Consider the following 25,022-nt stretch of genomic DNA (forward strand, 5'->3'; position numbering starts at 1 on the left):
GCACCTTTTTCTAATACACAGCCTCTTCCGTTTCCGCATCGAAAAAGACGACGTGGTCCATTTTCACTGAGAGCTGGATTGAATCGCCTGCATCGATTCGCGTGTTTCCGTCCAGGCGGACCTTGAGCCGCTCGTCCCCAGCCATGACATGCACTATGAGCTCCGAGCCCAGATTTTCATTCACTTCCACGTTCGCTTGAAACACTGAATCAAACAACTGGTCATTTCCTGTCATTTGTGTGATGTGCTCCGGCCGTACACCGGCAATCATCTGTTCTCCGGCATATCCCTTTTCCTTCAGCCGCTTTGCTTTTTCTTCAGGAATATGAAGCCGGATCGAAGAATTTGTGAAAAACAGCTCGCCATGCTGCTGTTCTATGATGCCTTTCAAAAAGTTCATTCCGGGAGAGCCAATGAAGCCTGCGACAAACAAATTGGCCGGGTAATGATAAATGTCATGAGGTTTCGCCACTTGCTGAATTTCCCCTTCATTCATGACGACAATCCGATCTCCCATTGTCATTGCTTCGGTCTGGTCATGCGTGACATAAATGATCGTTGCCTCTAATCGCTGGTGCAGCTTGCTGATTTCTGTCCGCATCGTCACTCTTAGTTTTGCATCCAGATTAGAAAGCGGCTCGTCCATTAAAAAGACCTTCGGCTCCCTCACAATCGACCTGCCAAGCGCCACCCTTTGCCGCTGCCCGCCGGAGAGCGCCTTCGGTTTTCTCTTCAGCAAATGTTCAATTTCTAAAATTCTGGCTGCCGCATGAACCCGCTCGGCAATTTCCTGTTTCGCCATCTTTCTGAGCTTTAATCCAAACGCCATATTATCAAAAACCGTCATATGCGGATAAAGCGCATAGTTTTGGAATACCATCGCAATATCACGTTCTTTCGGCGGAAGATCATTGACCCGCTCCCCATCAATAAGAAGATTTCCTTCAGAAATGCTTTCTAATCCAGCCACCATCCGCAGCGTTGTTGATTTTCCGCATCCTGACGGCCCCACCAGCACCAAAAGCTCCTTATCCTTTACATCTAAATCAAAGTCCTTCACGGTTAATTGTGAGTGATATGATTTTTTGACGTGTTCAAATGTTAATGAAGCCATCAGAAAAGTCCCCCTATCTTTTGACCCGTTATTTCGTCACTGGAAACAACTTGGTCTTTCTGTTATTTTTAGAGTAATCGATTCCCATTTTTGCTATATTTCTAAAATAAAAAATGTAAATTTGTATTATAACGTCATAATACATTATAATATAAATAATAGGTTAAAAGGAGGCTACCCTTTGTTAAACAACGGAAGTTCTACACCTTTATACATTCAGCTAAAACAAATCATCACTGATGACATCAAAAAGGGCGTGTATTCCCCAACCGCCAAGCTGCCTACCGAAAACGAGCTTTGCACCAAGTATAACGTCAGCCGCATCACCGTCAGGAAAGCCATTCTCGATTTAGTCGAAGAAGGCTATCTGATCAGGCAGCAGGGAAAGGGAACGTTCGTTAAAAGCCCTAAATTAAAACGAGAGCTGATCGCTGTAAACGGCTACTCGGAATTTATGGAATCAACCGGCAAAAAACCGAAGCATCATGTGCTGTCCCATGACATCATTCCAGCGTCAAAACCCATCGCAGAAAAGCTTCAAATCCATCCCGAGAGCCCTGTCGTTGAATTAAAACGGATTTTATATAATGATGATCAGCCTCTCACCTTTGAAGTGACGCATTATCCGCTTGATTTGTTTCCCGGCATTGATACCTTTATTGCTGACGGCGTCTCCATGCATGATATTTTGAAACAGCAATACAAAGTTGTACCCACGCACAATACGAAGCTATTAAACGTTGTATATGCCCAACAGGAGGAAAGCAAATACCTGGATTGTGATATCGGGGATGCGCTGTTTGAAATTGATAAAACGGCTTTTACATCAAACGACCAGCCAATCTATTGCTCATTGTTTTTGATGCACACAAACCGTGTCACTTTTACCATCAACAGCCCCTACACATAACAGGCATAAAAAACGAGACACTGCTTATAGTATTCTCGTTTTTTCACTGCTTCCCCCGTCCTCCAAGCGATAAGGATAGCCATAGCCGAAAGCTCCGTACACACCGCATGTTTTCGCAGCCGTTTCAGCAGCCTGGCGCAAAGCATACGTTATATCCTGCTTCACGCAAAAGGCAGTCAAAAAGCCTGCTATAAAAGAATCTCCCGCTCCAAGTGTATCTATTATATCAGCTTCCACAATCGGCTGATGATAGACTCGATCACCCGCAGACAGGATTGCTCCTTGGCCCCCTCGGGTCATACAAACCATTTTGGCTCCGTACCCATGAGCTGTTTTGGCAAGCTCACCGCATTCCGACTCACTCAAATCGCTTCCTGAAAAAAACGCATACGTCACATAAGGACAGACCCTCCTCAAATAATCATCCTCCCGATTGGTTGAAAAATCAAATGAGACAGGGACAAGCCCGCACAGCTGCGGAAGATCGTTCTCAAGCCTGCTGTACACGCTCGTATGCAGCAGATCATGCCCGCTGATAAAAGATACATCTTTCTCCTGAAACGCGAGGCGAAGCCGGGACTGAATGCCGCCTTTATTTGATCTGACAAAAATGCGGTCCCCCTGTTCATCAAGGGTGACAATCGCCATCCCGTTTTCTCCGTGCGCCTGGCGGATATAATCTGCATTGACCTGCTCCAGCTTGAGAACGTTCAACAGATGCGCCGCGGCTTCGTCATTGCCGACGATTCCGATATAGGAAGACTCATGCCCGAGCCGCTTGGCAAGCACAGCAACGTTTAAGGCATTTCCTCCCGGGTAGAATGTTTCTTGATCCTGGTAATAATCTACAACATTATCTCCAACCGCAATCAATTTCATAGTGCTTCCTCCTTTATCCTTTTACACTGCCGCTTGCAATCCCGCGGACAAAATATTTCTGCATCAATAAAAATAGAATAATAATCGGCGCGGCTGAAATCGTTAACCCCGCCAGCAGGACGCCCCAGTCTGTCTGCAGCGCGTCTCTGAACTGCATCAGCCCGGCTGGAATGGTCCGCAAATTCTCATCATCTATGAAAATAATCGCAAACATAAACTCATTCCATGTATGGTAAGCCGTCAAAATGCCGGATGTCACCAAAATTGGCACGCTCATTGGTAAGAAAATTCTGAAAAATACTCCAAAACTTGTACACCCATCCAAATAGGCCGCCTCCTCCAATTCTTTGGAAATAGAAAGAAAATAAGAGCGGATCAAAATGATGGTGAATGGGATCCGATAAGCCGCATACGGCAGGATTAACGCCCAATACGTATTGTACAGGCCAAGCGACTGAATAATAGAATAAAGCGGCACAAGACTGACCTGCGGCGTCAGCATCAATCCGCCAAGACATAGCACCAAAAAGAATCCTTTTCCTTTAAACTCAAACCGGGAAAGGCCATACGCTGCCCATGCACTGATAAAGACAGTGATCACACACGTCAGCGCCGTAACGATGACACTGTTCATAAAATAAGAAGAAATCCCCTGGTTCCAGGCGGAAACAAAATTTTCCGGATGCCACGAAGACGGCAGCGACCAGCTGTGCTCAAAAATATCGTCAGAGTTTTTAAAGGCGCTCATCACCATCCAGAGAAGCGGATAGGCAATCGCAATCAGATAAAGAAACAGAAAAACCCACACAGACGTTTCTCCGATATACCATTTTCGTCTAGGCTTATCTTTAACCTCAATGTGCTGGTCAGGCACAGGCTCCAATCTGAACGAATCTGTCTTCTTCTGAGGCAGCATCAGTTACTCCTCCTTTCCGGTTTTAAAGAACTTCATTTGCATGAGCGATAATGCAAGCGTAATGATTAACACGACAGTGGCAATCGCTGAGGCGTAGCCCATCATATCCTTTGTAAAGGCGCTTTTATATAAAAACGTGCTCAAGACTTCTGACGCGTTTCCCGGCCCGCCGCCTGTCAAAATGTACGGCTCATTAAAGACCGTAAAGGCCCCGGTCAGCGTCATGACCACCGCAACAAAAGACATCTCTTTCGTCTGGGGAACAGTAATATGAAAAAACTGCTGAATTTTACCCGCGCCGTCAAGCCGGGCCGCTTCATACAGTTCATCCGGTATTTTTTGAATCGACACGATGTACAGCATCGCAATATAACCGACAGATTGCCACTGGGACACAAAAATGACAGAAAGCATAGCTGTGCTGTCATCCCCGAGCCAGGCCCTCGTCAGCTGATCAAGACCGATGGCCTGAAGCAGCTGATTCAAAAGCCCTGTCTCCGGATTGTAAATAAAATCAAACAAAAGCGCGATCACCGTCATTGAGATGACAACCGGCAAAAAGAAAACGGTACGAAAAAACGGCGACCATTTTCTGACCAGCTTATCCTCAAGCACCGCCGCCAAAATCAAACCGCCAAATACCTGGCATACAATTGAGATCACTGCATAAAGCACATTATTGGTAAGTGCCTGATAGAAGACAGGATCATGAAATAATTCAACATAGTTTTTTAAGCCGATAAACGTTTTTTCCGGAGAAAATGAGCTCCACTGAAACAGGCTGAGGAATACATTCTCAAAAATCGGGATATAAACGAAAAGTAAAAAAACGAGAGCGGGCACCAAAAACAAATAGGGGATTATTTTATTCTGATTGACCAAGGGTATCTCATCTCCTTTATAAAAAGAAAAGGTGCGAAGCTTCACCTTTTCTTTGATTTATTCAGCTGACGCCCTCACCTGCTTTGCTGCCTTTTGAACGGCTTTCATCACCTGCTGCGGTGTCATGTCGCCGCCAAGCATTTGCTGGACGCCCGTTAGGTACGCATCTGCGACTTCAACATCGACATCCATATCAAACCATGGAACCATTGATTTGGCATCAACAATATGCTGAACGGCTTCACGCTGAATGGCTGTTGCATTTTCTTCAGTAGCCGTACCTTGCACTGCACTGTATTTCCCGACATCTTTCACGAGCTTTTCGCCCATTTTTTTCGACGTCAAGAACTGCAAAAATTCCATTGCTTCCTTCGGATGTTTTGTTCTTGAGGAAATCATGAATCCTTCCGGCGCTCCCGTTAACGCTTCTGAAGATCCTTTCTGCCCGCTGATTTCAGGAAATGGGAACATCCCAAGATTAACCGGTTCAACCAGCTTGATTTCGGCTGTTTCCGCATATATCATCGCCGACTTTCCGCTCTTAAATTGCTGTCTCACATATTCGTGGTCGACGGAGTTTACATGTTTATTAAAGTAAGGCATCAGCTCTTGAAGCTTTTCAAGTGCTTTTACGTAGCCTTCATCAGTAAATTCACCCGTTTTGGCGTTATAGTCCTTGTCTCGCGTTTTTTCATCGACCATCCGCTGATTAAGCGTGCCGATATAGTGCGAGATTGTCCAAGTCGCCTTTGTTCCAAAGCTGATCGGTGTGTAGCCATGTTCTTTCAGCTTTTTTGACACATCGATTAATTCATCCCACGTCTTCGGGGGATCAAGATTCAGCTTTTGGAAAATGTCTTTATTATAGAAGAATGATTTAGCGTCCATTTGCCACGGTACGCCATATTGCTTGTTTTCATAAGTAAATGGTGTAATTTGCGATTGAACGAGCTGTGATGACCAATCGGTGTCATTTTTGTAGTAGGACGAGAGATCAAGTGCTTTATTGCCTCTGATAAATTTAAAAGCAAACTCATCGCTCCAAGAGAAGTAAATGTCAGGAGGGCTGGTGGTTCCCAGCATGACCTTAATTTTATCTTTATAGGAGTCATTTAAAACGGCTTCAATTTGAATATCGATATCTGGGTGTTCTTTTTCAAATTCCTTAACAACCTCTTCAAAATAACTTTTTTCCGGCTCCTTCGGCCATCTGTGGAAAAATTTCAATGTCACCTTTCCGTCCGCTGAACTGCTTTGGCTCGAACAGCCTGCAATGGTGAACATACTGACAGCTGCAATGATCAAGAACAACAACATTTTCTTCAAAGGGTTGGCCTCCTCTGGACATTAGACTATAATGTTATATAACATTATAGTCTAATGCATAATGGTTCCTCATTTTCAGATCAATACTCAACTTTCCACATGTATCTTCTATGAGATAAAGGATGATTTCTCGCCTCTGCCAGCTCGTCTGCATAGCTTCTCAGCACACGATTGAGAACGAGCGGAGCAAGATAGCCTTTAACTGAATCGTCAATTGCAGTGAAGTCGTAAGATGCAGCATCAAGCACAGTGAGCTTTTTGCCATACTTTTTCGAGAAGGTAAGTGCCCGCTCTTCAAGAGGTCTTGTTTCATCTAAACCGAGCAGGATGATAAACGGCACGGATTCATCAATAATTTCAAACGGTCCGTGAAAATATTCTCCGGCATGAATGGCGTGGGAATGAATCCATTGCATTTCCATGAGAATGCAGATGCTGTAGGAGTAAGCGACACCGTAGTTTGCACCGCTTGCCATGGTATAAATAATGCTTTCTTTTTCATGGGCTTTTGCAAATTGCTTGGCGTTGTCAGCTTCCTGCTTAAGGGCTTTTTCATATACAGCCTGCAATTGATCTAAGCCTTCAATTGCTTGTTGGAATTTCGTATTGTTTTCTAATACTTGCAGGGTTCCAAAAACGATTTGATACAAAACGCCATAGTTTGTATTGATCGCAAGCGCCTCATCACCCCAATCGTACTGGGCAACATATTGCGCTTCCTGCGCTAAAGGAGACTCCGGTTTAAACGTCATCGCAATCGTAAGTGCACCCTTGCCCCTTGCAAACGCAGCAGCTTTGACTGTCTCCGGGGTATTTCCCGAATGCGAGCACAAAATAACAAGAGACTTTTCACCAAGCTGAACAGGGTTGCGCTGAATAAATTCGTTGGCGCTGTAGAGGTCGGAGTTTATTGATTTTGACTCTCTGTCAAACACATACTTACTCGGATACATAATGGCAGAAGACCCTCCGCATGCGACAAAGAATACATGATCAATGGTTTTCCCTTTCAAATCCTGCAAGAAAGCTTGAACCTCACGATTTACTTTTGCTGTGGCCTGACTCAAATCCTTCACTCCCCGTTTTTATTATATAACGTTATATAACATTATATATTGTTATATTAAAGTCCGTGGATAGGATTGTCAATATTATTTTCTGAAATTTCTCAATAATTTATTCGAATGACAGACAAAGGGACTATATGCGAAAAAATGCCCAAATCAAAAGCCAGAACTTGACTTAAGCTCTGGCTTCGCTGTTCAATCCGCAGACTGACGTCTTATTTAAAAAATACCTTGTCTATATTGTACTTCGAGTGCTGTGTATTGATGATATATGTTTCGTAAATCTCTCTTTCCATTGGATCATCAACTACACATACCTCGATTTTATAGACTTCATCTCTGTGATGTTTGATCGGTGAAACAGTGTCTTCGAAATGCTTCTTAATTCTCTGTCTTAACTTTCTGGCTTTACCGACAAACAGCAGCTCGTCATGAATGTTGTAAAACATAAAAATGCCGCCTTTGTCCCTTGGGATCTGGTGAAAGTCGATGAATCCGTGAATCGGTTTTATCTTCGGCTCGTTATCATTAGCTGACTGCTGTCGTTCAGTGATGGTGACATTCGGTGCGGGTATATCAATTTTTATCAAAATCAGTTCACGTCCTCTTTTTCATTAAAGATAAATGCTAACACATACAGAAAAGAAAAGCTAGAACAGCTTTATTATATTTGTTTGTCATGCTCTTGCTTATTATGCAAGTGCTCCGGCTGGATCATAAGGACTAAGGTCTAATTCTGTCTGCTTTCCGAGAACTAGCTTTGCGAGCTCTGCACCTAAGAACGGCCCCATCGTCAGTCCAGAAGCGCCCAAACCGTTAGCAGCGTACAGGCCTTGAACATTCGGCACAGCCCCTATGACCGGCAGAAAACCCGGTGTAAACGGCCTGAAGCCCACTCTTGTTTCAACAGCAGCCGCATCAGCAAGACCCGGTGCAACGGCTAACGCTTTGCTCAATACTTCGTGCTGGCCTCCGGCTGTCACACGAAGATCATCAAGACCGGCATCGTTCTCGTGTGTGGCGCCGGCTACAATTCTGCCGTTATCAAACGACAGAATGTACTGATCACTCGGCGGCATTACAACCGGCCACGATCCTGTATCTGCATCTGTCATTTCAAAATGCATAATCTGCGCTTTTTGAAATGACACTTGAAAATGAATGCCAAGAGGCTTCAATATCTCATTGGCCCATGCTCCCGCCGTCACAATGACCGCGTCAGCCGCAAACTGCTTTGTATCTGTTTGCACGCCGGTGACTGTTCCGTTTTCAAAAAGCAAGGACGCATTTCCTTTGATGACCGTTGCGCCGCGTTTCTCTGCAGCGCTTAAAAGCGACCGGCACAGCGCTCTTCCGTTCACACGGGCGGCACCGCTGATATGAACCGATTCATAGCCGTCAGCTAAAATCGGAAACAGCTTTTTCGTTTCACTTGCAGACAAGCGGGTAATGTCGCCAATTTCCGGCGTATCCTCCCGTCTCTTATACGCTCTTTCCTCCATTTTATCGAGTTTAGACGCGTCAGTATGAATGCTGATGGCACCGACACGTTTGTATCCTGTATCCGTTTCACCGTCTTTTTCCAATTGATGGATTAAATCCTTATAGTACCGGGCTCCCCCCTTAGCAAGCTGGTACCAATCCTGATTACGGCGTTGCGAGAGCCATGGACAGACGATCCCCGCCGCCGCATCAGTCGCTTGTCCCGGCTCTTTCCGATCAATGACAGTAACGCAAGCGCCTGATTTTGCGAGATAATAAGCCGTCGACGCGCCCAGAATCCCTGCGCCGACGATGATGTACGATTTCATATGCAAACACCTTTTCTATTATAATGTCTATTCATTTTACCAAATAGAATGCTTTCCTTCGACCTTTTGCCCTAATGTGGAAAAACCGCGAAGTTCGTCCAATCTCTTTACTCTCCTATCGAATATCCTGTCACTATCAATAGAGAAAGGATGATACCGTGAGCGAAAATCGTCATGAAAATGAAGAAAACAGACGCGATGCGGCAGTCGCAAAAGTCCAAAACAGCGGTAATGCAAAAGTCGTGGTCAGCGTGAATACAGATCAGGATCAGGCACAGGCGCAGTCACAAGACGGAGAAGACTAATGAACGAAAATATCATTCCTATCAACAGACATGCACAAGAGATACCCACTACTGAATCTGCTATCAAAAACAGCGGCAACTCAGAGGTCCATATCGACATTCACATTGATACAATGCCAATTGCTTTTGCTATATTATGCTCCGCATTAGCCGCAAAGCAGATGACAAAAGAGGAATTCGATATGGCTTATACTCAATTGCGAGAGATGAACAGAGAAAATAACAGCAGATCATCTGTAAAGCAAATTATCAATCAAGAGACAGAAGAAGAGTAAAAAACCGCGGCCCCTCGGCCAGCGGTTTTTCTTCTGCATACAAAAAGGACGCGACTGAATCGGTTACTTCTGTACAATTTGAATAAGGTTACCGCATGTATCGTCGAAGACAGCTATTGTGACTTCGCCCATTTTTGTCGGTTCCATCGTAAACGTCACGCCTTTTTCCTTTAATCGGTTGTACTCTTTTTGAATATCTGCAACGCCAAACATTGTGGCCGGGAAGCCTTCGGAGAATATCTTCTTTTGATACTCCTTGGCGGCAGGATGTTCATTCGGTTCGAGTAAAAGCTCGGTTCCGTCTTGATCATCTGGAGAAACAAGCGTTATCCACCTGAATTTCCCCATGGGAACATCCTCCTTTTTTACAAACCCCAGTTTTTCTGTATAGAACTTCAGTGCCTTGTCTTGATCTTGTACAAATATACTGGTAACAACGATTTTCATACTGTTTTTCCCTCCTTCGATATGAATGAAGCATGGTACTATGCTAACAATCTGGCTACAAGCAAAACAACCCACACATTTATCAGAGGCCCTGTTCTGATTTTATAAAATTATTCTATCCATCCTTTGAGCAAATTTTTAAGCGGTTCGTTGTTGAATATAAGTACTCGATATTTTCCCTTTCGTTTTGATGTTACGAGTCCTGCATCCTCCAGTACAGAAAGATGTTTAGCTATCGCCTGTCGCGTAATAGAAAGGTCGTACTTTGTAATAAGACGTATCGTAAGTTCATACAACGTCAGCTCGTTGCGTTCAGATAATTCGTCTAATATAAGCCGACGAGTCGAATCGCCGAGTGCTTTGAATATAGCGTCTTTGTTCCAATTCATATATTGAGTATAAGCAACTCATTAGTTGCATGTCAAGTATAAGCAACTGTATGGTTGCGTGATATAGGAACTGAACCTATCCGACGCAGGTCTGAAATATTCTAATCGATAAGGACTTAAAACCATCAAAATAACAGTGGATATGTCTCTGAAAAATAAAAGAAGACGAACTTCAAAAGTTCGTCTTCTACAATCAAATTCGGCACGCCGGCCATTTTAAAATTAATAACTATCTCTAAACCCCTTGATAAACAAAGGGGTTTTCATCATTAACCAATAGAACCTTCCATTTCGAACTTAATCAAACGGTTCATTTCAACTGCGTATTCCATTGGAAGCTCTTTTGTGAATGGCTCGATGAAGCCCATTACGATCATTTCAGTTGCTTCTTCTTCAGAAATACCGCGGCTCATCAAGTAGAAGAGCTGCTCTTCAGATACTTTAGACACTTTCGCTTCGTGCTCCAATGAAATGTTATCATTTAAGATTTCATTGTAAGGAATTGTGTCTGAAGTTGATTTGTTATCCATAATGAGCGTATCGCACTCGATGTTAGAGCGGGCACCTTCCGCTTTGCGTCCGAAGTGGACGATTCCGCGGTACGTTACTTTTCCGCCCTGTTTTGAAATCGATTTTGATACGATTGTAGATGATGTGTTTGGTGCAAGGTGAATCATTTTCGCACCTGCATCCTGATGCTGGCCTTTACCTGCAAGAGCGATAGAAAGCGTCATACCGCGCGCGCCTTCGCCTTTTAGGATACAAGCCGGATATTTCATTGTCAGCTTAGAACCGATGTTGCCGTCGATCCATTCCATTGTTGCGTTTTCTTCACAGACTGTACGCTTTGTTACAAGGTTGTAAACGTTGTTCGCCCAGTTTTGGATCGTTGTATAACGGCAGTAGCCGCCTTTTTTCACGATGATCTCAACGACCGCACTGTGAAGTGAGTTGGTTGTGTAAACAGGCGCAGTACAGCCTTCAACATAATGAACGCTTGCTTCTTCGTCAACAATGATCAGTGTACGTTCGAACTGACCCATGTTCTCAGAGTTGATACGGAAGTAAGCTTGAAGCGGTGTTTCAACCTTCACGCCTTTAGGCACGTAGATGAAAGATCCGCCGGACCAAACAGCTGAGTTAAGCGCCGCAAACTTGTTATCAGTCGGCGGGATTACTTTTGCCCAGTGCTCACGGAAAATATCTTCATTCTCTTTCAGCGCGCTGTCAGTGTCTTTAAAGACGATGCCTTGCGCTTCAAGATCTTCTTTCATGTTGTGGTATACAACCTCAGATTCGTACTGAGCAGAAACACCCGCAAGGTATTTTTGTTCAGCTTCAGGAATACCGAGCTTGTCGAATGTTTGCTTAATTTCTTCAGGAACTTCATCCCAAGAACGCTCTGAACGCTCAGACGGTTTTACGTAGTACGTAATTTCGTCAAAGTTCAGTGAGTTTAAATCTCCGCCCCATTGAGGCATCGGCATGTTGTAGAAATGCTCAAGTGATTTCAAGCGGAAGTCAAGCATCCATTGAGGCTCTTCTTTCATGCGAGAAATTTCTTCTACGATTTCTTTTGTCAATCCGCGCTCTGAACGGAAAATGGAAACGTCCTTGTCGTGAAAACCATACTTGTATTCACCAATATCAGGCATTTTTTTAGCCATCCATTTTCACTCCAATCCTTTTAATTGCCGCCTTCTTCTTTCGCGACTCCTTTTTCAAGTGCTTTCCATGACAGGGTTGCACATTTGATACGGGCCGGGAATTTTGAAACGCCTTGAAGGGCTTCAATATCCCCGAGATCTATAGAATCATCATACTCTTTCCCTTGCATCATATCCGAGAAAATCTTAGACATGGAAAGGGCAGTTTCAATATCTTTCCCTTTAATCGCCTGAGTCATCATCGAAGCGGATGCCATTGAAATGGAACAGCCTTCCCCTTCAAATTTCGCATCTTCCACGATGTCTCCGTCAAGCTTCATTGTCAGTCTGATGCGGTCGCCGCATGTCGGATTGTTCATATCCACAACGATGCTGTCATTCAAAACCCCTTTATTTCGCGGGTTTTTGTAATGATCCATAATCACCTGTCTGTACAATGTATCTAAGTTTACATTAAAAGACATTTGTAAAATACTCCTTTGTCTTTTGAAGAGCTTCCACAAGCTTATCAATCTCTTCCTCTGTATTATACAGATAAAAGCTTGCTCTTGCAGTAGCAGTTACATCCAGCCATTTCATCAGCGGCTGCGCGCAATGGTGGCCGGCTCTGACTGCGATTCCCTCCGCATCAAGCACAGTCGCCACATCGTGCGGATGAACATCATCAAGGTTAAATGTAACAAGCCCGGCACGCTCTTCCGGCCCATAAACCGTTACGCCGTCAAGCTGGCGGAAGCGTTCAAGCGCATAAGCTGCAAGCTTGTGCTCATGGCGGGAAATCTCATCAAGACCGATTTCTTCGAGAAAATCAATGGCTGCACCTAGACCGATTGCTCCTGCAATAATCGGCGTACCCGCTTCGAATTTCCACGGAAGCTCTTTCCAAGTTGATTCATAAAGCCCGACAAAGTCGATCATTTCACCGCCGAATTCGGCAGGCTCCATGTTTTCCAGCAGGGCTTTCTTTCCGTACAGCACACCAACACCGGTAGGTCCGCACATTTTATGGGAAGAAAGCGCAAAGAAGTCGCAATCGAGATCCTGCACGTCAATTTTCATGTGAGGCGTGCTTTGTGCACCGTCCACCACAATGACAGCCCCATTGTCATGAGCGATTTTCGCCATTTCTTTAATCGGGTTGACCGTGCCGAGAACATTAGATACATGAGACACCGCAACAATTTTTGTGTTGCTTGTGACCGTTTCTCTGACGTCTTCTAAAGAAATCGTTCCGTCTTCCTGCAGCGGAATATATTTTAATGTGGCGCCAGTTGCTTTTACAGCCTGCTGCCACGGAATGATATTCGCATGATGCTCCATGTAGGTGATGACCACTTCATCACCAGGTTCCAGGTTGGCGCGTGCATAGCTTAACGCCACCATATTCAGTGATGTGGTCGTGCCTTTTGTGAAAATAATCTCAGCCATTGACTTCGCGTTAATAAACTTGCGGACTTTTTCACGCGCTCCTTCATAACCATCTGTCGCTCTGGTTCCAAGTGTATGGACGCCCCGGTGAACATTGGAATTGTATTGGTTATAATACTTATCCAGTGTTTCAATGACAGCACGCGGCTTCTGGGAAGTCGCCGCGCTGTCGAGATAAACGAGATCATGTCCGTTCACTTGCTGATGAAGGATCGGGAACTGTTCACGAATATCTGTGATATTCATTACTTCACTTTCCTTTCGATAACAGAAACTAATTGTTTCTTAACGCCTTCAATCGGAAGTTCATTTACTACCGGTGCAAGGAATCCGTAAATGACTAAGCGTTCTGCTTCTTCTTTCGGAATTCCGCGGCTCATCAGGTAGTAAAGCTGAATAGGGTCCACACGGCCGACAGATGCCGCATGTCCTGCAGTTACATCGTCTTCGTCAATTAAAAGAATAGGGTTTGCGTCTCCGCGTGCTTTTTCGCTAAGCATCAGCACGCGTGATTCTTGCTCCGCATTCGCTTTAGAAGCGCCATGTTCGATTTTGCCGATTCCGTTAAAGATAGAAGAAGCGGAATCCTTCATCACACCGTGCTTCAAGATATAGCCTTCAGAAGCTTTACCGAAATGGATGATTTGTGTTGTGAAGTTTTCTGTTTGCTCTCCTCTTCCGACAACAACCGTTTTCGTATCGCCGTATGTGCCGTCACCGTAAAGGTTTGTTGTATTTTCGGAAATCGTGTCGCCGTCGTTCATCAGGCCAAGAGCCCACTCGATTTTGCTGTCGCGTCCGCGCGCAGCCCCGCGGCGGTTCACATAAGTTGTCACACCGCTTGACAGATTATCCACCGCACCGTATGTTACGCTGGCATTATCACCTGTGATGACCTCACTGATAATATTGAAGACAGCGTCTTTCGGGTTTACAGTGCTGATGTAGTTTTCTACATATGTTACAGAACTGTGGTCTTCAGCCACAATCAGCACGTGGTTGAATAGAGCTGTATCATTGCTTTCGTGGACATAAACAGCCTGAACCGGCGTCTCCACCTGAACATTTTTCGGAACATAAAGGAATGCTCCTCCGTTAACAAGAGCCGCGTGAAGTGCAGTTAACTTATGTTCGTCAACTTTCACGCCGTCCTTCATAAAGTATTTCTCCACCAAGTCGCTGTGCTCACGTGCAGCAGTCAGAATATCAGTGAAGATGATGCCTTTGTCTTTCAATTCTTGAGAAAGAGAAAGATGTGCCGGCGTCTGGTCACGCTGTACGTATAATGTTTTATCTTCGTTTTCAATGTCGATCAGCGCTTTTACTTCATCAGTCAAATCTTCTAATGAAGAAAGCGGTTCGTTATCCACTGTATGCTTCGTGAAATTCGTGAAGTTCCAGTTTGTGATTTTTGTTTTGTCAGGTTTCGGCATCGGCAGATCCTCAGCTTGTTCAAGAGCCTGTAAGCGCAGGTTCTTCAGCCAGGCAGGTTCTTGGTGCTTTTCGGAAAAGCTTTTGAGATACTCCTGATCTACGGATAGTTTTGTACCTAGTGTCATATTAATCCCCCTAACGCTTACGCTTCTTGGCCAACAGTTTCGTCTTCAATGCCAAGTTCTTGTTTGATCCAGTCATAACCTTCTGCTTCAAGACGCTGTGCAAGCTCTGCACCGCCGGATTTTACAACGCGGCCTTGCATCATAACGTGAACAACATCCGGAGTGATGTAGTTTAACAGGCGCTGATAGTGAGTGATCATCAGGCAGCCGAAGCTTTCGCTGCGCATTTTGTTGATCCCTTTTGATACAACTTTCAAAGCGTCAATATCAAGGCCTGAGTCAATTTCATCAAGGATGGCGATTTTCGGTTCAATCATCATTAATTGAAGGATTTCATTGCGTTTTTTCTCCCCGCCTGAGAAGCCTTCGTTAAGATAGCGCTGAGCCATTTCAGGGTCCATTTCAAGGAACTCCATGTTTTCGTCCATTTTGCGGATGAATTTCATGAGAGAAATTTCATCGCCTTCTTCTCTGCGCGCGTTGATTGCTGAGCGAAGGAAGTCGGCATTTGTCACACCGCTGATTTCACTTGGGTACTGCATCGCAAGGAATAAGCCTGCCTGCGCACGCTCGTCCACTTCCATCTCCAGTACATCTTTGCCGTCAAGCGTGATGCTGCCTTTTGTTACTTCATATTTAGGATGCCCCATAATAGCAGCTGATAATGTGGATTTACCAGTTCCATTCGGGCCCATTACTGCGTGGAATTCTCCACCTTTTATTTCAAGGTTTACACCCTTTAAGATCTCTTTCCCTTCGATTTCAACGTGAAGATCTTTGATCGTTAATGTTGAAGCAGCCATATCTATACCTCCAAAAATATATAATCATTATTCTCATTTTATTCTCATTCTAATTTTATAACAAATGAAAAGTAAATACAACTTTTTATCGTGCCTTGCACATTCCTCAAGTTTAACAAAGATCAGCACTTTATTAAAGCGATTGAAAAAGAAAAAGAGTGGATTCCCACCCTTTTTTAAAAGATTGATTTTCTCAATAAGCTCCCGCAGAAATCCGCTTGCTTTTTTCGTAATCAAGCTCTCTCTGCCGCTCTACTTTCATTCTTGTTTCCAGCCGGCGTCCATATTCCTCGTATCCAATTCCGTGTGACAGCTGCATCGCTTTTTCCATTTCTGACGTATAATCGAGGTTCAGTCTGTCCTGGCTGCTGCAAATAATGAATCAATCCCTTCATATATTTGCTTTTTATTGTACCAGTGCTGCGTTGGATGCCGCAAAAACGATTTGGCGTGAAATAGCGGCAGATGAGACGAAAGCATCCTTTCAGAACAAATGAGAATGGTTTTTCGGAATATTCCTTCTCTTAATGCGTGGTGTTTCCGAATTCCTCAATGCACTGTTGAACGACTGTCACGCCTTGGCTGAAAGCTGCGCCGCCTCCAAATGCCGCTGCCACACTGACGGCTTCGAGAATGTTTTCTTCTGTCGCTCCCTGATCGAGACAGCCTTTTGTATGATAGATCATGCAATATTCGTCCTGAGCATTGATGGCAATTCCGAGGGCGATCAGCTGTTTTTCTCTTTCAGTCAGAGAATTCCCGGCAAAGCACTGTTCAGTAAATTCGTTAAATTTTCTTCCCATCAGCGGCATCTTTTGTTCAAATGTGCCTAAACCATGTTTATATTGTTTTAACGCGTCCTGCATGCTTCCTCTGTCTTGATTCAAAGAAAATCCCTCCATCTGTTTAACATTCCTTTTTATTATGAACAGCTTTTAGGAAAATACGCGAAAAAAACCCCGGATTTCTCATCCGGGGTTTCAGTCTTATTCAGATACAGGAAGCACAGCTCCGTCGTATTTTTTCTCGATGAAGTCTTTGATCTTTTTAGAGTGAAGAACTTCCATCAGCGCTTTGATTTTTGCAGAATCTTCTTCGCCTTTTCTTACTGCGATGATGTTAGCGTATGGGTTGTTTTTCGTTGATTCTACTTCAATTGCGTCTTTTTTAGGATTTAATTTATTTTGGATCGCATAGTTTACATTGATGAAGACCGCGTCTCCTTCTTTGTTTTCATATGCTTTTGCCGTTAATTCAGGCGCTACTTTTTTGAATTCAAGGTTTTTCGGGTTTTTCTTAATGTCTTTCAATGTTGCGTCAACTGTTTCCACTTTAGAATCAAGAGTGATTAATCCAGCGTTTTCAAGCATTGCAAGCATACGGCCTTGTTCAGCAACGTTGTTTGTCAGAATGATTGTCGCACCGTCTGGAAGGTCTTTCAGTGATTTGTATGTTTTAGAGTAAATACCGAATGGCTCTAAGTGAACAGCGCCGGCATTCACAAGTTTGTAATCTGTGTTTTCTTTCATTTCTTGCTCAAGGTAAGGAATGTGCTGGAAGTAGTTCGCGTCCACTTCTTTATCAGCTAAAGCTTTATTGTACATTTTGTAATCACTTAGCACTTTCACTTTCAGCGTATAGCCTTTTTCTTTCAGCAATGGTTCAGCTTCTTTTAAAATTTCTGCATGCGGTGTTTTCGTTGCCGCAACGACAATTTCTTTCTTGCCGGATTCAGCGCCGTTATTCGAACCGCAGGCAGCCATAACTCCTGCAAATACAAGCAGTAATGCACCCAAAAATAGCTTTTTCAATGTAAATCCTCCCTTATCGTTTGTCTATAATATTTGTTATTAGATCACCGATGATTTGAATAATAAACACGATGATTAAAATAAACACAGTAGCAACGAAGGTAACATCAGCGTTATTAGACTGATATCCTTCTACGTACGCAAGGTTTCCAAGGCCTCCTGAACCAATGGCTCCGGCAATTGCCGTTGAGCCGATCAAAGCGATGGCAGTAACCGTAATGCCAGAAATAAGAGCAGGCATTGATTCCGGAATCAGCACTTTGAAAATAATCGTAGACGTTTTCGCGCCCATTGATTTAGCGGCTTCAATCACACCTTTATCCACCTCACGCAGCGCGATTTCAACAAGGCGCGCGTAAAATGGTGCCGAGCCGATTACCAGCGCCGGCAATGCGGCGTTTGGCCCTAAGATCGTGCCGACTAAAAATTTCGTAAAACCTAATAGTAAAATAATTAAAATAAGGAACGGAATCGATCTGAATATGTTAACAACGGCCGCAATCACAGAGTTGACCGCTTTATTCTGCCAGAGGCTTCCTTTGCTCGTCAGAAAGAGCAGCAAGCCGAGGATGACCCCGATGACAAAAGCAAACAGTAAAGAAATCAGCGTCATATAAAGTGTTTCATATGTCGCGTTCCATAATTCAGTTAAATCAACGTTCGGGAAGTATTTTTCAAACATTCGTGATCACCTCTGCTTTCACCTGTTTGTCATTAATGAATCGGATCACGTTTTGCACTTCTTCCTCGTCCCCGTCAATGTGGATGAACAGTGAACCGTAAGCCCCATCCTTCGTCTGCGAAATTTTCCCTTGCAGAATATTGACGCTGACATTGAAGTTTCTGATCATCTCTGTAATCAGAGGCTGTTCTGCTGACTCACCGACAAATGTGAGCTGAACCATTTTTCCTGATGCTGTATCATCAAGAAGGTGCTGAAGCGTCTCTTTCGTTTCTTCCGGCTCTGTCACCTGTTGAACAAATCGTTTTGTCATTTGTTCCTTTGGATTTTTAAAGACATCGAGAACCTCGCCTTCTTCGACCACCTTGCCGTTTTCCATGACGGCGACTCTGTTGCAGATTTTGCGGATGACATGCATTTCGTGCGTAATCAGCACAATCGTCAAACCGAGTCTTTCATTAATATCGGACAATAGATCCAGAATTGAATCTGTCGTTTGCGGATCTAATGCTGATGTCGCTTCGTCACAAAGAAGAACCTTCGGATTGTTTGCAAGCGCTCTGGCAATTCCGACACGCTGCTTCTGCCCGCCGCTCAGCTGGGACGGATATGATTTTTCTTTTCCTTCTAAACCTACCAGTTTAATCAGTTCATTGGCGCGCTTGATCCGCTCGCTCTTTTTCACCCCGGCAATTTCCAAAGGAAACATGATATTATCTCTGACAGTCCGCGACCAAAGCAAATTGAAATGCTGGAAAATCATACTGATCTCATGGCGTGCTTTTCTTAAACCGCGTCCATTTACTTCATTAATCTTGGTTCCCGCCACTTCCACGGTTCCTGAGGTTGGTTTCTCAAGGCCGTTCAGCAGACGGATTAAGGAGCTCTTACCAGCTCCGCTATATCCTATAATTCCAAAAATCTCACCTTTTTTAATGGAAAGCGAGACGTTTTGGACAGCATTGACATCTCCATGTTTCGACTTGTAAACTTTTGAAACATCCTGAAGATTGATCAAAGCAATCACCTGCCTTAACACTATTCTAAGAAATCTTCCGGTTTTTTCTGCAAAAGAAAAGCCTTTCTGCACACTTGAGCAGAAAGGCTTATATAAAATGCCTTTCTCTCATCTTTCAAAGCTGAACGCTTCGTGTGAATTGGCACCATTTCAACAGTGTTGATGGTTGCCGGGCTTCATAGGGCACTTCCCTCCACCTCTCTTGATAAGAGAAATATATAGTCTTTTTCGTCCGGAAATTCTTAATGTAGAATAGCACGGCGAATGATTAAATGTCAATAAAATAAATGATGTCAACTTTTACTATTATAATAATTTATTATTTTTTAATTTTTTAAAATCCTCTGAAAAAATCCATTTGTCAGCCAGAGAATGGCTTCCAGCTTTAACAGGGCCCTGAATGACCCCTTTACTTTGAGGCTTCCGCTCTGAATCAGGTGCTGAAGGGAAATGTCTCCGTGCAATAAATCAATAATTTCCGTTTGGTTTCCGTAAAAGGTCAGGTTGGACGTTTGGGGCGGAGAAACTTTTTTCATTTCTCCCTGTTCGTTTATTGAGACGGTTAAGGCTTCTGCTTCTCCTTGGAAGGTAATGAGCAATGTTGAGGCATTCAAAAGGGGTTTTAAAAACAGATGCTGATACTCATCCTCTAAAACTTCCGCTTTCTCCATATGTACAACCTCCTATTTGTTGGTCATACATACACATTTCTCTCTTTGTCGCAAGAACCCCTTTATAAAACGAACGACAATTTCATTGGATATGCTGAGAAATATGTCATAAATGGGATGCGGAAGATGATTTTTGTTTGATCAGCTCATATAAATAAGAAACGGAATGAAATGCATATCCTCTTTCGACCATCTTTCCGCCTTTAAACAGCAGAAAACAAGGGACGCTTTCAATTTGATACGCTTTTGCGAATGTCGGAGAGTAATTGACATTGTTTTGATAGAAGGCGACATCCGGCAGCATTTCTTTCACCACTGTCAGCATTTTGCTTGCAAGCTGGCAGGTGCCGCAAAACGGAGTATATAAATATAGAAGGTACACATCATCTTCAATGTGATCAAGTTCGTGTTCTTGGAGTTCTTTCATGCTATACACCTCGGGACTTTCTTTCAAGAAAAATAGTATGGACATTCAGATTCGCACGCAGCAATACAGAGGCGACATGGTGCCTGGGCGCAGCCGCTACTTCCTTATAGGCTCTGTCGATATGGAGATGGCAGGCTTCATTAAATTCACGCTTCAGCTGTTTTCTCAATTTCTCACCTGATTCATCAGCATCAACTAATATATAGACGTCTTTATCATAAAGCTCGTCAGCCAATTCCTCGAGCCTCAGCTGGCTGATTGTTCCGTTTGTGCAGATAATGCGCATCGGTTCATTCAGGACGCTTTCGATTTTCTCTTTATCTGATTTCCCCTCGACAATCATAACCTTTTGCAGCTCATCCATCTTCATCTTGTTCACCTGCCGCGTCAAATTTGAAACGTTCAGATTGTAAAAGAAGGCAGTGAAATTCACCGCCAACATTAACACCAGCCGTTTTCGTAGTCACAATCTACATATTTTGCGTCGTCTCCAGAGACCACATCGGCTGTCTTATAAAATTTCTCATTTTCAAAGGAATAACCGGACTTAAGCTCATATTCATTCATGCTTGTCATTTGGCCGATCATCTCATTATCATGATATAACGAGAGCCGGCCATTTTGAAAGCGGCCTGTCACGTCATTGGTGACATCGAGCTTTTGTTTGTCGAAAGCCATATTGGACACCTCCCATAACGTTAGCGTGTCCAATTGCTTTTACGGCTATCCTGTTTTAGTCTTCTTGTGTCATCTCTTCGTATTGCTCTGCTGTCATCAGTTTTTCAATTTCAGAAGCGTCAGATGGCTCAACGACGATCATCCATGCTTTTTCGTACGGAGATTCGTTGACGAATTCCGGACTGTCATCAAGATCTTCGTTTACTTCCACAACCGTTCCGTTAATCGGTGCATAAAGCTCAGATACCGTTTTAACGGATTCAACACTGCCGAATGGCTCGTCCGCTTTGATTTCAGCGCCCACTTCAGGAAGTTCGACAAACACGATGTCGCCTAGTTCGGACTGGGCAAAATGCGTAATTCCGATTCTGGCTTTTTCTCCTTCAACTTTTACCCACTCGTGTTCTCCTGAGTAACGCAAATCTTTTGGTATGCTCAATTGAATCCCTCCATTTTTTACAGCACTACAATAAGAAGATACCACACTTTTCAAAAAAAATTTACATTAAGCCCAGTTTTCTTCAAATTGGTCTTCTTTAAATCCGACAGTCACTTTTTCGCCGTCTGTTGTAAGCGGGCGTTTGATCAGCATACCATCTGAAGCCAGCAGCTCGAGCTGTTCGTCCTCTGACATGTGATACAGCTTTTCCTTGAGATTGAGCTCGCGGTATTTCATGCCGCTCGTGTTGAAAAATTTCTTGAGATCCAGCCCGCTTTTTTCATAAAGCGCTTTTAATTCTTCTTTGCTTGGCGGCTGCTCAGCAATATGTATTTCGTTTATTTCTTTCCCATGCTCTTCAAGCCACTTCTTTGCTTTGCGGCACGTTCCGCATTTAGGGTACCAGTAAAAAGTTAACGACATCTTCTTCCCCCCTCAATAAAATAATCGAGGTTATTTTAACACAGTTTGTTTTAAAAACCTAAAACAGTGCTTCTTAAAAAAGAGCTCCGCGCATGCGGAGCTCATGGCCAATCAGACAATATATTTCTCAGCCTCAAAAATGCCTGCCGCCGCCTCGCGTTTTTTCTGAATCACGTTTTTAGGCGTTACGCGTGTCAGCTTGCGCAGAGCGGAAAGCATCATGCGGAGTGAATCTCCTTCTTCCATTGCGATAAGGGATTCCTTCGCATGCGCTTCAATTTCGTTAAAGGCCTCTTGAACGAAAATTTCTGTGTACAGCACCTTTTGCGCTGCTTTTTCAGCGCCTTGTGCGGCAATGGCCTTTTCCGTTCTGAGCACGGCTGATTCCATTGCGTATACATTGCTGACGATATCCGCTACGTTCACGAGAATTTCTTGCTCACGATCGATCGCTTTTCCGTATTTTTGCGCGGCTAGGCCGGCAGCAAACAACGCAATTTTTTTGGCTTGCTTGACGATATATTTTTCCTGCTCTAAGACGCCGCTTCCAGGCTCTTCAGGCATAAGCATCATGAGTTCTTCCTGCAGCGACTGCGCTTTTTCGAATAAAGGCAGCTCGCCTTTAAGCGCTTTTTTCAGGAAGGTGCTTGGCACGATTAACCGGTTGATTTCGTTTGTGCCTTCAAAAATCCGATTGATCCTTGAATCCCTATAGGCCCTTTCTACTTCGTACTCCTGCATAAAGCCGTAGCCTCCATGAATCTGCACGCCTTCATCAACTATATAATCAAGCGTTTCAGAGCCGAATACCTTATTCAGAGAGCATTCGATGGCGTATTCCGCAATCGATTTGGCGATTTGCCGGCCGTCCTTGAGATCTTCGGCCGTGAACTGGCTCATATTGTCTTCAAACAGCCCGACGGTTCTGTATACAGAGCTTTCCATCGCATACAGCCTTGAGGCCATTGTCCCGATTTTTTCCTGTGTTAATGAAAAACCAGCAATCGGCGTTTTAAATTGGCGGCGCTGATTTGCGTATGCCGCAGACAGCTCGATGACGCGTTTAGATGCGCCGATTGTGCCAACCGCCAGTTTGTAACGGCCGATGTTTAAAATATTAAAGGCGATGACATGCCCTTTGCCGATTTCTCCGAGCAGGTTTTCCTTTGGCACTTCAGCTTGATCCAGAATGAGAGTTCTTGTCGATGATCCCTTGATTCCCATTTTCTTTTCTTCCGGTCCCGTGGAGACACCCGGGAACTCTTTTTCTACAATAAAGGCTGAAAACTTGTCGCCGTCTACCTTGGCGTAAACCACAAATACATCGGCAAAAGCAGAGTTGGTAATCCACTGTTTTTCCCCTGTTAATACATAATGGGTTCCTGCTTCATTCAGCACAGCTGTTGTTTTTGCTCCAAGTGCATCAGACCCAGAGCCAGGCTCAGTCAGAGCATAAGCGGCGATCTTTTCGCCTGAAGCGAGTCCCGGCAAATATTTTTTCTTTTGTTCTTCTGATCCGAAAAAGACGATCGGCAAGGAACCGATACCGACATGCGCGCCATAAGAAAGAGAAAAGCTTCCCGCACGCGAAAATTTCTCAGTGATGAGTGCCGAGCTGATTTTATCTAGGCCGAGTCCTCCGTATTCTTCCGGCACATCGGCGCCAAGCAGCCCTAGTTCTCCCGCTTTCTTCAACAGTCTGACAGAATGCTCGAATTGGTGGTTTTCGATATCATCTATATGAGGGAGAACATCTTGCTCGATGTAATCCTCCGTTGTTTTCGCAATCATTTTATGCTCGTCAGTGAAATCCTCCGGTGTATACATTTGATCGTATGTGACATCCTCGATTAAAAATCCGCCGCCTTTTTGTACTTCAGCCGTTTTTTTTGCCATTTGTTTCTCCCCCTTTAGCATAATTCAAATACACCGGCTGCTCCCATCCCGCCGCCGATACACATGGTCACGACTCCAAATTGCTCGTTTCTCCGTTTCATTTCATGGATGAGTGAGAGTGTAAGCTTTGTGCCCGTACAGCCAAGCGGGTGTCCAAGCGCGATTGCGCCCCCGTTGACATTCACTTTTTCTTCATCAATTCCCAATTCCCTGATTACTTGAATGGCCTGTGAGGCAAAAGCTTCATTCAGTTCAAACAAGCCGATGTCCTGCAGCTGAAGTCCGGCAAGCTTCAAAGCGCGCGGAATTGCTTCCACCGGTCCGATTCCCATCACTTCCGGCGGCACGCCGCCTACGGCAAAGGAGCGGAATTTCACAAGCGGCGCCAGGCCAAGAGCATCGGCTTTTTCCCGGTCCATCAGCATGACAGCCGCCGCTCCGTCACTTGTCTGCGAGGAATTGCCCGCAGTCACCGTCCCGTCAACGGAAAAGGCCGGGCGCAATGTCGATAAGATGTCTGCAGTCGTTTGCGGGCGAACACCTTCATCCTGAGAAAACACAAACTGTTTTTCCATAGGCTTATGGTCTTCTCCGATTTCTGTCACCGTCACTTCGACGGGTACAATTTCATCTTTAAATTTTCCTTCTGCAAGGGCTTTAGCGGCGTTTTGATGGCTGCGAACGGCAAACGCGTCTTGATCCTCACGGGAGACGCCGTATTTTTTCGCGACTTGCTCGGCTGTGTGCCCCATGCTCATATAATATTCCGGTGCCTTTTCTGCCAAAGCAAGGTTCGGACGGGTAACATGCCCCATCATCGGAACTTGCGACATGGATTCTGCTCCGCCGGCGATCGCTGTATCGTAGGCGCCCAGCATAATTTTTTCTGCTGCATACGCAATAGACTGAAGGCCTGAAGAGCAATAGCGGTTAACTGTAATCGCCGGAACCGTGTACGGCAGGCCCGCGAGCGCACCGATATTTCTCGCCATATTAAGCCCCTGCTCCGCTTCAGGTGTTGCACAGCCGATAATCAAGTCATCAATATTGCCTTCGTAGCCGCCTGCCCGTTTCAGCGTTTCTTTTACACAAATCGCTCCCAAATCATCCGGGCGAACGGTGGCCAACGATCCTTTTTTTGCTTTTCCAACCGGTGTTCTTGCACCTGACACAATGACTGCCTCTTTCATAAGCTCCCT

31 protein-coding genes and 1 riboswitch are annotated in these 25,022 nt (G+C 44.5%); of the genes, 3 read left to right on the forward strand and 28 right to left on the reverse strand.

Features of this window, described 5'->3' with window-relative positions; genetic code table 11:
- Window positions 1–10: 10 nt before the first annotated feature.
- Entirely contained in the window at window positions 11–1,114 is a 1,104-nt protein-coding gene (gene ugpC, locus MKY10_RS17485) for a sn-glycerol-3-phosphate ABC transporter ATP-binding protein UgpC (protein WP_003228630.1), read from the reverse strand.
- Window positions 1,115–1,295: 181 nt separating this feature from the next.
- On the opposite strand from ugpC, the gene frlR reads away from it, so the two are divergent.
- Window positions 1,296–2,024 carry a transcriptional regulator FrlR gene (frlR, locus tag MKY10_RS17490; protein ID WP_014480777.1) on the forward strand — a complete coding sequence of 243 codons (729 nt, stop codon included), beginning with the start codon at window positions 1,296–1,298 and terminating at the stop codon, window positions 2,022–2,024.
- A gap of 24 nt (window positions 2,025–2,048) precedes the next feature.
- Here the strand turns inward: frlR and frlD are convergent, their stop codons facing one another.
- From frlD to MKY10_RS17525, 7 genes are all read right to left on the reverse strand, one after another.
- On the reverse strand, window positions 2,049–2,903 hold the full coding sequence (gene frlD, locus MKY10_RS17495; protein ID WP_003228626.1) for a fructosamine kinase FrlD: 855 nt from the start codon (window positions 2,901–2,903) through the stop codon (window positions 2,049–2,051).
- 13 nt (window positions 2,904–2,916) lie between these two features.
- A complete protein-coding gene (locus MKY10_RS17500) occupies window positions 2,917–3,819 on the reverse strand; it encodes a carbohydrate ABC transporter permease (RefSeq protein WP_003228625.1) in 903 nt (300 codons plus the stop codon).
- 3 nt (window positions 3,820–3,822) lie between these two features.
- The gene (locus MKY10_RS17505; protein ID WP_014477910.1) at window positions 3,823–4,701 is read right to left on the reverse strand and encodes a sugar ABC transporter permease; all 879 of its coding nucleotides are present in this window, start codon (window positions 4,699–4,701) and stop codon (window positions 3,823–3,825) included.
- A gap of 57 nt (window positions 4,702–4,758) precedes the next feature.
- The gene (locus MKY10_RS17510; RefSeq protein WP_015251279.1) at window positions 4,759–6,027 is read right to left on the reverse strand and encodes an ABC transporter substrate-binding protein; all 1,269 of its coding nucleotides are present in this window, start codon (window positions 6,025–6,027) and stop codon (window positions 4,759–4,761) included.
- Between the two features lie 80 nt (window positions 6,028–6,107).
- On the reverse strand, window positions 6,108–7,094 hold the full coding sequence (gene frlB / locus MKY10_RS17515; protein WP_015251278.1) for a fructosamine deglycase FrlB: 987 nt from the start codon (window positions 7,092–7,094) through the stop codon (window positions 6,108–6,110).
- Window positions 7,095–7,309: 215 nt separating this feature from the next.
- Window positions 7,310–7,684, reverse strand: a complete 375-nt coding sequence (locus MKY10_RS17520) for a nucleotide excision repair endonuclease (protein ID WP_003228617.1) — start codon at window positions 7,682–7,684, stop codon at window positions 7,310–7,312.
- Window positions 7,685–7,786: 102 nt separating this feature from the next.
- Window positions 7,787–8,905: an FAD-binding oxidoreductase gene (locus tag MKY10_RS17525; RefSeq protein ID WP_339225976.1), complete on the reverse strand. Its 1,119-nt coding sequence runs from the start codon at window positions 8,903–8,905 to the stop codon at window positions 7,787–7,789.
- 158 nt (window positions 8,906–9,063) lie between these two features.
- On the opposite strand from MKY10_RS17525, the gene sspG reads away from it, so the two are divergent.
- Together sspG and MKY10_RS17535 are read left to right on the forward strand one after the other, a co-directional pair.
- Window positions 9,064–9,210, forward strand: coding sequence for an acid-soluble spore protein SspG (gene sspG / locus MKY10_RS17530; RefSeq protein ID WP_003228613.1), 147 nt, complete (start codon window positions 9,064–9,066; stop codon window positions 9,208–9,210).
- Complete coding sequence (locus MKY10_RS17535) at window positions 9,210–9,485, forward strand: hypothetical protein (RefSeq protein WP_015251276.1); 276 nt, start codon at window positions 9,210–9,212, stop codon at window positions 9,483–9,485. The genes sspG and MKY10_RS17535 overlap by 1 nt, the downstream gene beginning before the upstream one ends.
- Window positions 9,486–9,548: 63 nt before the next feature.
- On the opposite strand, the gene glxB is transcribed toward MKY10_RS17535, so the two are convergent.
- The 20 genes from glxB to MKY10_RS17635 all read right to left on the reverse strand — a co-directional run bounded on the left by glxB (window position 9,549) and on the right by MKY10_RS17635 (window position 25,013).
- The gene (gene glxB / locus MKY10_RS17540) at window positions 9,549–9,932 is read right to left on the reverse strand and encodes a methylglyoxalase (protein ID WP_015251275.1); all 384 of its coding nucleotides are present in this window, start codon (window positions 9,930–9,932) and stop codon (window positions 9,549–9,551) included.
- Window positions 9,933–10,042: 110 nt separating this feature from the next.
- Window positions 10,043–10,321 (reverse strand): metalloregulator ArsR/SmtB family transcription factor, encoded by a 279-nt coding sequence (locus MKY10_RS17545; RefSeq protein ID WP_015251274.1) that lies wholly within the window; start codon window positions 10,319–10,321, stop codon window positions 10,043–10,045.
- Between the two features lie 269 nt (window positions 10,322–10,590).
- Window positions 10,591–11,988, reverse strand: a complete 1,398-nt coding sequence (gene sufB, locus MKY10_RS17550) for a Fe-S cluster assembly protein SufB (protein ID WP_003228608.1) — start codon at window positions 11,986–11,988, stop codon at window positions 10,591–10,593.
- Between the two features lie 20 nt (window positions 11,989–12,008).
- Window positions 12,009–12,452: a Fe-S cluster assembly sulfur transfer protein SufU gene (gene sufU / locus MKY10_RS17555; RefSeq protein ID WP_048655214.1), complete on the reverse strand. Its 444-nt coding sequence runs from the start codon at window positions 12,450–12,452 to the stop codon at window positions 12,009–12,011.
- On the reverse strand, window positions 12,442–13,662 hold the full coding sequence (gene sufS, locus MKY10_RS17560; RefSeq protein ID WP_015714668.1) for a cysteine desulfurase SufS: 1,221 nt from the start codon (window positions 13,660–13,662) through the stop codon (window positions 12,442–12,444). The genes sufU and sufS overlap by 11 nt, the downstream gene beginning before the upstream one ends.
- Window positions 13,662–14,975 (reverse strand): Fe-S cluster assembly protein SufD, encoded by a 1,314-nt coding sequence (sufD, locus tag MKY10_RS17565; RefSeq protein WP_048655213.1) that lies wholly within the window; start codon window positions 14,973–14,975, stop codon window positions 13,662–13,664. Before sufD ends, sufS begins: the two co-directional genes overlap by 1 nt.
- Before the next feature lie 17 nt (window positions 14,976–14,992).
- The gene (gene sufC / locus MKY10_RS17570; protein WP_014477918.1) at window positions 14,993–15,778 is read right to left on the reverse strand and encodes a Fe-S cluster assembly ATPase SufC; all 786 of its coding nucleotides are present in this window, start codon (window positions 15,776–15,778) and stop codon (window positions 14,993–14,995) included.
- Between the two features lie 193 nt (window positions 15,779–15,971).
- The gene (locus MKY10_RS17575) at window positions 15,972–16,109 is read right to left on the reverse strand and encodes a hypothetical protein (protein WP_003228600.1); all 138 of its coding nucleotides are present in this window, start codon (window positions 16,107–16,109) and stop codon (window positions 15,972–15,974) included.
- A 193-nt stretch (window positions 16,110–16,302) separates the two neighbouring features.
- Window positions 16,303–16,680 carry a carboxymuconolactone decarboxylase family protein gene (locus MKY10_RS17580; RefSeq protein ID WP_014477920.1) on the reverse strand — a complete coding sequence of 126 codons (378 nt, stop codon included), beginning with the start codon at window positions 16,678–16,680 and terminating at the stop codon, window positions 16,303–16,305.
- Between the two features lie 84 nt (window positions 16,681–16,764).
- On the reverse strand, window positions 16,765–17,589 hold the full coding sequence (metQ, locus tag MKY10_RS17585; RefSeq protein ID WP_003228595.1) for a methionine ABC transporter substrate-binding lipoprotein MetQ: 825 nt from the start codon (window positions 17,587–17,589) through the stop codon (window positions 16,765–16,767).
- A gap of 13 nt (window positions 17,590–17,602) precedes the next feature.
- Complete coding sequence (gene metP / locus MKY10_RS17590; protein ID WP_003228593.1) at window positions 17,603–18,271, reverse strand: methionine ABC transporter permease MetP; 669 nt, start codon at window positions 18,269–18,271, stop codon at window positions 17,603–17,605.
- Window positions 18,264–19,289: a methionine ABC transporter ATP-binding protein MetN gene (metN, locus tag MKY10_RS17595; protein ID WP_003242531.1), complete on the reverse strand. Its 1,026-nt coding sequence runs from the start codon at window positions 19,287–19,289 to the stop codon at window positions 18,264–18,266. Before metN ends, metP begins: the two co-directional genes overlap by 8 nt.
- 105 nt (window positions 19,290–19,394) lie before the next feature.
- Window positions 19,395–19,501, reverse strand: a riboswitch (SAM riboswitch).
- A 114-nt stretch (window positions 19,502–19,615) separates the two neighbouring features.
- Window positions 19,616–19,960 carry an SCP2 sterol-binding domain-containing protein gene (locus tag MKY10_RS17600; RefSeq protein ID WP_003228587.1) on the reverse strand — a complete coding sequence of 115 codons (345 nt, stop codon included), beginning with the start codon at window positions 19,958–19,960 and terminating at the stop codon, window positions 19,616–19,618.
- Window positions 19,961–20,066: 106 nt separating this feature from the next.
- A complete protein-coding gene (locus MKY10_RS17605) occupies window positions 20,067–20,387 on the reverse strand; it encodes a thioredoxin family protein (protein WP_003228585.1) in 321 nt (106 codons plus the stop codon).
- 1 nt (window position 20,388) lies between these two features.
- Window positions 20,389–20,751 carry a toprim domain-containing protein gene (locus MKY10_RS17610; protein ID WP_041850618.1) on the reverse strand — a complete coding sequence of 121 codons (363 nt, stop codon included), beginning with the start codon at window positions 20,749–20,751 and terminating at the stop codon, window positions 20,389–20,391.
- Between the two features lie 77 nt (window positions 20,752–20,828).
- Window positions 20,829–21,065, reverse strand: a complete 237-nt coding sequence (locus MKY10_RS17615) for a YusG family protein (protein WP_003228581.1) — start codon at window positions 21,063–21,065, stop codon at window positions 20,829–20,831.
- A 55-nt stretch (window positions 21,066–21,120) separates the two neighbouring features.
- Window positions 21,121–21,504, reverse strand: a complete 384-nt coding sequence (gcvH, locus tag MKY10_RS17620; protein WP_003222781.1) for a glycine cleavage system protein GcvH — start codon at window positions 21,502–21,504, stop codon at window positions 21,121–21,123.
- A 66-nt stretch (window positions 21,505–21,570) separates the two neighbouring features.
- Window positions 21,571–21,927: an arsenate reductase family protein gene (locus MKY10_RS17625; RefSeq protein WP_003222779.1), complete on the reverse strand. Its 357-nt coding sequence runs from the start codon at window positions 21,925–21,927 to the stop codon at window positions 21,571–21,573.
- Window positions 21,928–22,038: 111 nt separating this feature from the next.
- Window positions 22,039–23,823: an acyl-CoA dehydrogenase FadE gene (fadE, locus tag MKY10_RS17630; RefSeq protein WP_015251266.1), complete on the reverse strand. Its 1,785-nt coding sequence runs from the start codon at window positions 23,821–23,823 to the stop codon at window positions 22,039–22,041.
- A gap of 14 nt (window positions 23,824–23,837) precedes the next feature.
- Complete coding sequence (locus tag MKY10_RS17635) at window positions 23,838–25,013, reverse strand: acetyl-CoA C-acyltransferase (RefSeq protein WP_003228574.1); 1,176 nt, start codon at window positions 25,011–25,013, stop codon at window positions 23,838–23,840.
- Window positions 25,014–25,022: the final 9 nt, after the last annotated feature.

This window comes from Bacillus sp. FSL P4-0290 (assembly GCF_037975435.1).
Taxonomy (GTDB): Bacteria; Bacillota; Bacilli; order Bacillales; family Bacillaceae; genus Bacillus; species Bacillus subtilis.

Coding starts and splice junctions, on each gene's coding strand:
- ugpC (WP_003228630.1), bottom strand. CDS start 1,114: ATGGCTTCATTAACATTTGAACACGTCAAAAAATCATATCACTCACAA.
- frlD (WP_003228626.1), bottom strand. CDS start 2,903: ATGAAATTGATTGCGGTTGGAGATAATGTTGTAGATTATTACCAGGAT.
- MKY10_RS17500 (WP_003228625.1), bottom strand. CDS start 3,819: ATGCTGCCTCAGAAGAAGACAGATTCGTTCAGATTGGAGCCTGTGCCT.
- MKY10_RS17525 (WP_339225976.1), bottom strand. CDS start 8,905: ATGAAATCGTACATCATCGTCGGCGCAGGGATTCTGGGCGCGTCGACG.
- MKY10_RS17535 (WP_015251276.1), top strand. CDS start 9,210: ATGAACGAAAATATCATTCCTATCAACAGACATGCACAAGAGATACCC.
- glxB (WP_015251275.1), bottom strand. CDS start 9,932: ATGAAAATCGTTGTTACCAGTATATTTGTACAAGATCAAGACAAGGCA.
- MKY10_RS17545 (WP_015251274.1), bottom strand. CDS start 10,321: ATGAATTGGAACAAAGACGCTATATTCAAAGCACTCGGCGATTCGACT.
- sufB (WP_003228608.1), bottom strand. CDS start 11,988: ATGGCTAAAAAAATGCCTGATATTGGTGAATACAAGTATGGTTTTCAC.
- sufU (WP_048655214.1), bottom strand. CDS start 12,452: ATGTCTTTTAATGTAAACTTAGATACATTGTACAGACAGGTGATTATG.
- sufS (WP_015714668.1), bottom strand. CDS start 13,662: ATGAATATCACAGATATTCGTGAACAGTTCCCGATCCTTCATCAGCAA.
- sufD (WP_048655213.1), bottom strand. CDS start 14,975: ATGACACTAGGTACAAAACTATCCGTAGATCAGGAGTATCTCAAAAGC.
- sufC (WP_014477918.1), bottom strand. CDS start 15,778: ATGGCTGCTTCAACATTAACGATCAAAGATCTTCACGTTGAAATCGAA.
- MKY10_RS17575 (WP_003228600.1), bottom strand. CDS start 16,109: ATGGAAAAAGCGATGCAGCTGTCACACGGAATTGGATACGAGGAATAT.
- MKY10_RS17580 (WP_014477920.1), bottom strand. CDS start 16,680: ATGGAGGGATTTTCTTTGAATCAAGACAGAGGAAGCATGCAGGACGCG.
- metP (WP_003228593.1), bottom strand. CDS start 18,271: ATGTTTGAAAAATACTTCCCGAACGTTGATTTAACTGAATTATGGAAC.
- MKY10_RS17600 (WP_003228587.1), bottom strand. CDS start 19,960: ATGGAGAAAGCGGAAGTTTTAGAGGATGAGTATCAGCATCTGTTTTTA.
- MKY10_RS17605 (WP_003228585.1), bottom strand. CDS start 20,387: ATGAAAGAACTCCAAGAACACGAACTTGATCACATTGAAGATGATGTG.
- MKY10_RS17610 (WP_041850618.1), bottom strand. CDS start 20,751: ATGGATGAGCTGCAAAAGGTTATGATTGTCGAGGGGAAATCAGATAAA.
- MKY10_RS17615 (WP_003228581.1), bottom strand. CDS start 21,065: ATGGCTTTCGACAAACAAAAGCTCGATGTCACCAATGACGTGACAGGC.
- MKY10_RS17625 (WP_003222779.1), bottom strand. CDS start 21,927: ATGTCGTTAACTTTTTACTGGTACCCTAAATGCGGAACGTGCCGCAAA.
- fadE (WP_015251266.1), bottom strand. CDS start 23,823: ATGGCAAAAAAAACGGCTGAAGTACAAAAAGGCGGCGGATTTTTAATC.
- MKY10_RS17635 (WP_003228574.1), bottom strand. CDS start 25,013: ATGAAAGAGGCAGTCATTGTGTCAGGTGCAAGAACACCGGTTGGAAAA.